Raw genomic sequence first — 5464 nt, 5'->3', positions numbered from 1 at the left:
AGCAGGCCCTTCTTCTTTCTTCTTTCCCCATCGCCGCCGATATTTATCGTCCCCAGCCGGCGCGAAACCGCAAACGAAAACGCCTCGAACAAATTCACCTTCAGCCGTCTGTCAGATATAAGCAACTGTCGCAGGTCGTTACGGCGTTTCGGAAGCCGTGCGCCTTGTCCATGGCGGAGCGCCTGTGCGACGATAGTCCCATGTCATTCAGGGAGGGAACATGAACACGTCATCGGCAAAAAAGCCGCTCACCGGCCTGCTGCGCGTACGCGACGGACACGAGGCGCGCGTCTCCTTCGTGGAGCTGTTCTTCGACCTGATCTACGTCTTTGCGGTGACCCAGCTGTCGCACCGACTCCTGGAAAACCTCACCGTCGCCGGCGCCGTCGAAACGCTGGTGTTGTGGTTCGCGGTCTGGCTGGCGTGGCAATACACCTCCTGGGTCACCAACTGGTTCGATCCGGAAACGCTGCAGATCCGCATCCTCTTGTTCGCCATCATGCTGGTTGGCCTGCTGATGGCGGCGGCGATTCCCGAAGCCTTCGACGGGCGCGGCCTGGTGTTCGCCATCGCCTATGCAGCGATTCAGGTCGGGCGCACGCTGTTCGTGCTGTGCTGCCTCGGCAAGGATCACGCGCTGACGCCCAACTTCCGCCGCATGTTCGGCTGGCTGTTCATCTCGGCGGTATTCTGGATCGCCGGCGGCCTGTCGCCGGAGTACCGGCTGGCGCTGTGGATCATCGCCGTGGCCTGTGAATACTTTTCGCCGATGATCGGCTTCGCGCTGCCCGGGCTGGGACGTTCGGACACGCGCGAATGGACCATCGAAGGCGGACACCTGGCCGAACGCTGCCAGCTGTTCGTCATCGTTGCGCTGGGCGAAGCCTTGCTGGTCACCGGCGCTACCGTGGCCCACGCGACGCAATGGGAGGCGCCCGTGATGGTGGCGTTCGTGGTGACCTTCGCCAGCGCGTTGGCGATGTGGTGGCTGTATTTCGACACCAGCAGCAAGGACGGCAGCGACGCTATCGTGCATTCCAGCGATCCGGGCCGCATCGGCGCGTATTTCCATTATGTCCACGTGATCATCGTGGCCGGCGTGATCGTCTCGGCGGTCGGCGCCGAACTGGTGATCGCGCATCCCGACCAGCGCATCGGACCGACCTCGCTGCTGGTGCTGATCGCCGGTCCGGCGCTGTATCTGCTGGGCAACGCAGTCTACAAGAAGGTGGTGTATCGCCGCCTGCCGCTGTCGCATCTGGCCGGGCTGGTGCTGCTGGCCTTGCTGGCGGCGTTCGGCTACGTCACCGACCTGCTGATGGTGGGCGGCTTGGCGGCGGCGATCCTGATCCTGACCGCCGCCTGGGAAAGTTGCTCGCGTCGCAAGACCGCGCTGGCGTATCAGGATGAGCATGCCTCGCAGTGGTGACCGATGGCGCCGGCCCGCCGGCCCCAAAACAAGCGCGCTGGCGATGTGGTGGCTGTACTTCGACACCAGCAGCAAGGACGGCAGCGACGCTATCGTGCATTCCAGCGATCCGGGCCGCATCGGCGCGTATTTCCATTATGTCCACGTGATCATCGTGGCCGGCGTGATCGTCTCGGCGGTCGGCGCCGAACTGGTGATCGCGCATCCCGACCAGCGCATCGGACCGACCTCGCTGCTGGTGCTGATCGCCGGTCCGGCGCTGTATCTGCTGGGCAACGCAGTCTACAAGAAGGTGGTGTATCGCCGCCTGCCGCTGTCGCATCTGGCCGGGCTGGTGCTGCTGGCCTTGCTGGCGGCGTTCGGCTACGTCACCGACCTGCTGATGGTGGGCGGCTTGGCGGCGGCGATCCTGATCCTGACCGCCGCCTGGGAAAGTTGCTCGCGTCGCAAGACCGCGCTGGCGTATCAGGATGAGCATGCCTCGCAGTGGTGACCGATGGCGCCGGCCCGGGCGCGGCTGGAGTAAAATGCCGGGCTGCCGCCGGATTTCGCCCCTCTGCCTGTGCGCCCGGCATGGCCTGATTACACGGAAATACTCTGCATGCTGCGACTGACTGAAATACAACTCCCCCTCGACCATCCCGAAGCCGACCTGCGCGCCGCCATCCTTGCGCGCCTCGGCGTTGCCGATGCGGACCTGTTGAGCGTGAGCCTGTTTCGCCGCAGCTACGATGCCCGCAAGAAATCCGCCGTCACGCTGACCTATGCCGTATCGACGTGCGCGATGAAGCCGCCGTGCTGGCCAGGCACAAGGGCAAGCAAAACATCGTGCCGACACCCGACACCAATTACCATTTCGTCGCCAGGGCTCCGGCTGGACTGAGCAAGCGTCCGATCGTCATCGGCACCGGCCCGTGCGGGATTTTTGCCGGCCTGATCCTGGCCGAGATGGGCTTCAACCCGCTGATCCTGGAACGCGGCAAGACCGTGCGCGAACGCACCAAGGACACCTGGGGCCTGTGGCGCCAGCGCGAACTGAAGCCCGAATCGAATGTGCAATACGGCGAAGGCGGCGCCGGCACCTTCTCCGACGGCAAGCTGTACAGCCAGGTCAAGGACCCCAAGCATTACGGCCGCAAGGTGCTGACCGAGTTCGTCGCCGCCGATGCGCCGCCGGAAATCATGTACGTCAGCAAGCCGCACATCGGCACCTTCCGCCTGGTGAAGATGGTGCAGCTGATGCGCGAAAAAATCGTCGCGCTGGGCGGCGAGTTCCGCTTCGAGCAACGCGTTGACGACCTCGTCATCGAAGACGGCCAGGTGCGTGGCGTGACGCTGGCCGGCGGCGAGCACATCGAGGCCGATCACGTCGTGCTGGCGATCGGCCACAGCGCGCGCGACACTTTCCAGATGCTGTACGACCGCGGCGTCTACATGGAAGCCAAGCCGTTCTCGATCGGCTTCCGCGCCGAACATCCGCAGTCGCTGATCGACAAGTGCCGCTTCGGCCCCAGCGCCGGCCATCCGATCCTCGGCGCGGCCGACTACAAGCTGGTCCATCATGCCTCCAACGGCCGCTCGGTCTACAGTTTCTGCATGTGCCCGGGCGGCACCGTGGTGGCGGCCAGCTCGGAACCGGAGCGCGTGGTCACCAACGGCATGAGCCAGTATTCGCGCAACGAGCGCAACGCCAACAGCGGCATCGTGGTCGGCATTTCGCCGGCCGACTATCCCGGCCATCCGCTGGCCGGCATCGAATTCCAGCGCAAGTGGGAGTCGCGCGCCTATGAACTGGGCGGCCGCAACTACGACGCGCCGGGCCAGCTGGTCGGCGACTTCCTGGCGAAGAAACCATCTACCCAGCTCGGCAGCGTGATCCCATCGTACAAGCCGGGCGTGCTGCTGGGCGATCTCGATCAGTCGCTGCCCGACTACGCCATCGACGCCATCCGCGAATCGCTGCCGTTCTTCGACAAGCAGATCCGCGGCTACGCGATGCACGACGCGGTGCTGACCGGCGTCGAAACGCGCACCTCGTCGCCGGTGCGCATCCGCCGCAACGACGACACGCTGCAAAGCCTCAATACCAAGGGCTTGTATCCGGCCGGCGAAGGCGCCGGTTATGCGGGCGGGATCATGTCGGCGTCCATCGACGGCATCAAGGTGGCCGAAGCGGTGGCGCTGGCGATCATGGGAAGTACGGGGATTGTGGGCGCGTAATCTCGCAAGGAGATTACAGATTACGCATGCAGCTTGGTGCGGATCAGTGCAGCGACGACGGAGGGGTTAGCGCGGCTGCCGGTACAACTGCACCAGCAGCAACTCGGCCGCATCCGAAATCATCAGGCGTTCTTCGTCCGCATCGCGGAACAGCACGGCGTCGCCGGCATGGACCTTGGTCTCGTTGGCCAGGCGGCAATTGCCGTTGACGACGTACACCAGTGCGGTGTCGCCGGCGGCCGGCAATACCGTGGGTCTGGTGATGGTCAGTTGTTCCAGCGTGTGGGTGCAAGCGGCGCGGCGGGTCATCACATTGAAGTCGACGATGCCGCCGCCGATCAGCGTACAGTGGATCGCGGTCTCGCCGTCGAAGCGATAGACCGGATCGCGCGGCGTCAATTCACGTTGCTCGACCCCAAGCTCGCCGGCGACGTCGAGCAGGATGCCTTTGCCTTCCAGGATCGCCAGCGAGCGATCGATGCCGGGGAACAGTGAAAACTCATTGGCCTGCTGTACCGTGGCGACGCTGACGCGCCAGTCGAAGGAGTCGAGCGAGCTGTCCTGCGGAAAGCGCTGGATCTCGCACGTCATGCCGCCGCCGTTTTTCCAGCGCATCAGGCGTTGTTGCGATTGCGGGATCAGGACGGACATGGATAAGGCCGGTTGGAAAGTAGAAGGCAGTGAAGTCGCTGCGGCCGCAAGGCGCGCAGCACACTCTATTCTATGCCGGTTGCAGGATCAGGTGCGCCAGACGCGCGGCGACCTTGGCGGTCATGCCGTCGCGGTCGTAGACCGGATTGCATTCGGCGATGTCGGCGGCGATCAGTTTGCCGCTGGCGCGAATGGAGGAAACCAGCTTTTCGACTTTCTCCAGCGCCATCCCGAAGGCGGCCGGGGCCGAGACGCCGGGCGCCTTTTCCCCGGGCAAGACGTCGAGGTCGATGGTCAGGTAGACGTCGGTGACGTCTTCCAGGCGCAGGCGCAATTGCGCGTCGAGTTCTGCCAGGCTGCGGGTGGCGACGTCGGTGTCGCTGACGTATTCCACGCCCAGTTGCTGCGCGCGCGTGAACAGCGCCGGCGTGTTGCCGAGCTGGCTGATGCCGAAGCACAGGTAGTGGAAACCGACGTCGGCCCATTCGCACCATTCGGCGATCTGCTTGAACGGCGTGCCCGAGGTCGAGCGTTCGGCTTCGCGCAGGTCGAAGTGCGCGTCGAAGTTGACGATCAGCAGCTTGCGCTGCGACATCGAGCGGCCGAGGTGGCGCATGATGCCGAGGAAGCTGCCGTACGCCACTTCATGGCCGCCGCCCAGCACCAGCGGGAATACGCCTTGCGCCATGACGTCGGCGATCTTGCCGGCCAGTCGTTGCTGCGCCTGTTCAAGGTTGCCGTCGTGGCAGTCGATGTTGCCGGCGTCGGCCAGTTGCGTGATGCGATGCGCCGGCAGGTTCGCCAGCATGCGGCGGATCGCGTCCGGACCTTGCGCGGCGCCGACGCGGCCGTGGTTGCGGCGCACGCCTTCGTCGCTGGCGAAGCCGATCAGCGCACCGCCGCCCTTGACGTCGTTGCCGAACGGCACGACCAGTTGATGCAGGCGGCGGGTGTCGCCGGCGCTGTCATGATCGACGCGGCCGTTCCAGAGAGTGGGGTTCATGCTCAAGTAAGTCCTATGCTGCCGTTGAGTTATTACGGGTCAACACCGCCTGCAGGAAACTGCGGGTGCGCTCCTGCACCGGATTGACGAAGATCTGTTCGGGTTTGCCGGCCTCGACGATGCGGCCCTGGTCCATCACCACGACGACGTCGGCGACTTCG

4 protein-coding genes and 3 pseudogenes are annotated in these 5464 nt (G+C 64.7%); 4 read left to right on the top strand and 3 right to left on the bottom strand.

Features of this window, described 5'->3' with window-relative positions; genetic code table 11:
• The 4 genes and pseudogenes from HLUSI_RS34465 to HLUSI_RS0122550 form a co-directional block, all read left to right on the top strand.
• A partial coding sequence (locus HLUSI_RS34465) for a hypothetical protein (RefSeq protein WP_029363902.1) occupies positions 1-224 on the top strand: 224 nt, incomplete at its 5' end.
• Positions 221-1429, top strand: a complete 1209-nt coding sequence (locus HLUSI_RS0122560) for a low temperature requirement protein A (RefSeq protein ID WP_016836110.1) — start codon at positions 221-223, stop codon at positions 1427-1429. The genes HLUSI_RS34465 and HLUSI_RS0122560, both read left to right, overlap by 4 nt.
• A 34-nt stretch (positions 1430-1463) precedes the next feature.
• Positions 1464-1922: pseudogene (locus tag HLUSI_RS0122555) on the top strand (low temperature requirement protein A); the annotation flags it as partial.
• 108 nt (positions 1923-2030) lie between these two features.
• A pseudogene (locus HLUSI_RS0122550) lies at positions 2031-3649 on the top strand (NAD(P)/FAD-dependent oxidoreductase).
• Positions 3650-3715: 66 nt separating this feature from the next.
• Here the strand turns inward: HLUSI_RS0122550 and HLUSI_RS30115 are convergent.
• From HLUSI_RS30115 to HLUSI_RS33045, 3 genes and pseudogenes are all read right to left on the bottom strand, one after another.
• The gene (locus HLUSI_RS30115; RefSeq protein ID WP_016836107.1) at positions 3716-4300 is read right to left on the bottom strand and encodes a HutD/Ves family protein; all 585 of its coding nucleotides are present in this window, start codon (positions 4298-4300) and stop codon (positions 3716-3718) included.
• A gap of 70 nt (positions 4301-4370) precedes the next feature.
• On the bottom strand, positions 4371-5303 hold the full coding sequence (gene hutG / locus HLUSI_RS0122540) for a formimidoylglutamase (RefSeq protein WP_016836106.1): 933 nt from the start codon (positions 5301-5303) through the stop codon (positions 4371-4373).
• A 13-nt stretch (positions 5304-5316) separates the two neighbouring features.
• Positions 5317-5464: pseudogene (locus tag HLUSI_RS33045) on the bottom strand (amino acid ABC transporter ATP-binding protein); the annotation flags it as partial.

Origin of the sequence: Herbaspirillum lusitanum P6-12 (genome assembly GCF_000256565.1) — a bacterium.
GTDB lineage: Bacteria > Pseudomonadota > Gammaproteobacteria > Burkholderiales > Burkholderiaceae_D > Herbaspirillum > Herbaspirillum lusitanum.
Note: the sequence above shows the minus strand (reverse complement) of the source record. Positions and strands in the feature narration are given on the sequence as shown.